This window comes from Mycobacterium sp., from assembly GCF_049585075.1.
Classification (GTDB): Bacteria; Actinomycetota; Actinomycetes; order Mycobacteriales; family Mycobacteriaceae; genus Mycobacterium.
This window is the reverse complement of record NZ_JBAUZA010000021.1, coordinates 1-1,708: the sequence shown is the minus strand read 5'-3', so window position 1 is coordinate 1,708 and position 1,708 is coordinate 1. Positions and strand designations below refer to the sequence as shown.

1 protein-coding gene is annotated in these 1,708 nt (G+C 67.3%); it reads left to right on the top strand.

The annotated features are described in order from the left end of the window. Nucleotides 1–1,708: ATP-dependent Clp protease ATP-binding subunit (locus tag WB785_RS01140; protein ID WP_424076871.1), on the top strand; the 1,708-nt coding region annotated here is incomplete at both ends.

The window sequence follows — 1,708 nt, the reverse complement described above, 5'->3', positions numbered from 1 at the left end:
ACTCCGACGTCGCCAAACTGCTGACCGGGCACGGGGCATCCCCGCAGGCATTGCGGGACGCGTTCGTCAAGGTTCGCGGCAGCGCCCGGGTCACCAGCGCCGATCCCGAGTCCACCTATCAGGCGCTGGAGAAGTACTCCACCGACCTGACCGCCCGCGCCCGCGAAGGCGAACTCGACCCAGTCATCGGTCGGGACAACGAGATTCGCCGCGTCGTGCAGGTGCTTTCCCGTCGCACCAAGAACAACCCGGTGCTGATCGGCGAGCCCGGCGTCGGCAAGACCGCGATCGTCGAGGGCCTGGCGCAGCGCATCATCGCCGGCGACGTGCCCGAGAGCCTGCGCGACAAGACCGTCATCAGCCTGGACCTGGGCTCTATGGTGGCCGGCGCCAAGTATCGCGGCGAGTTCGAGGAACGCCTCAAGGCCGTGCTCGACGACATCAAAAACTCCGCCGGGCAGATCATCACGTTCATCGACGAGCTGCACACCATCGTCGGGGCCGGCGCGACCGGTGAATCGGCGATGGATGCCGGCAACATGATCAAGCCGATGCTGGCCCGCGGCGAACTGCGGCTGGTCGGCGCCACCACGCTCGACGAGTACCGCAAGCACATCGAGAAGGACGCCGCGCTGGAACGGCGCTTCCAGCAGGTCTTCGTCGGTGAGCCGTCGGTCGAGGACACCGTCGGCATCCTGCGCGGTCTGAAAGACCGCTACGAGGTGCACCACGGTGTGCGCATCACCGACTCCGCGCTAGTGGCGGCGGCCACCCTGTCCGACCGCTACATCACCGCCCGCTTCCTGCCGGACAAGGCCATCGACCTGGTTGACGAGGCCGCCAGCCGGCTTCGGATGGAGATCGACTCGCGGCCCGTCGAAATCGATGAGGTCGAACGGCTGGTGCGTCGTCTCGAGATCGAAGAGATGGCGCTGGCCAAGGAAGAAGACGACGCGTCCAAGGAGCGGCTGGAGAAGCTGCGCTCTGAACTGGCCGACCAGAAAGAAAAGCTGGCCGAGCTCACCACCCGGTGGCAGAACGAGAAGAACGCCATCGACGTGGTGCGCGAACTCAAGGAGCACCTGGAGACGCTGCGCGGCGAATCCGAGCGCGCCGAGCGCGACGGCGACCTGGCTAAGGCCGCCGAGCTGCGCTACGGGCGCATTCCCGAGGTCGAGAAGAAACTCGACGCCGCGCTACCGCAGGCGGAGGCACGCGAGAACGTGATGCTCAAAGAAGAGGTCGGACCCGACGACATCGCCGACGTGGTGGCGGCGTGGACGGGCATCCCGGCCGGTCGGCTGCTGGAAGGCGAGACGGCCAAGCTGCTGCGGATGGAAGACGAACTGGGCAAGCGAGTCGTCGGGCAGCGTAAGGCCGTGCAGGCGGTGTCCGACGCGGTGCGACGCAGCCGGGCCGGGGTCGCCGACCCCAACCGGCCCACCGGATCGTTCATGTTCCTGGGACCCACCGGTGTCGGTAAGACCGAGCTGGCCAAGGCGCTGGCCGACTTCCTGTTCGACGACGATCGGGCCATGGTCCGCATCGACATGAGCGAGTACGGCGAGAAGCACTCGGTTGCCCGCTTGGTCGGTGCACCGCCCGGCTACATCGGCTACGACCAGGGCGGCCAGCTGACCGAAGCGGTACGCCGCCGGCCCTACACCGTGGTGCTCTTCGACGAGATCGAGAAGGCCCACCCGGACGT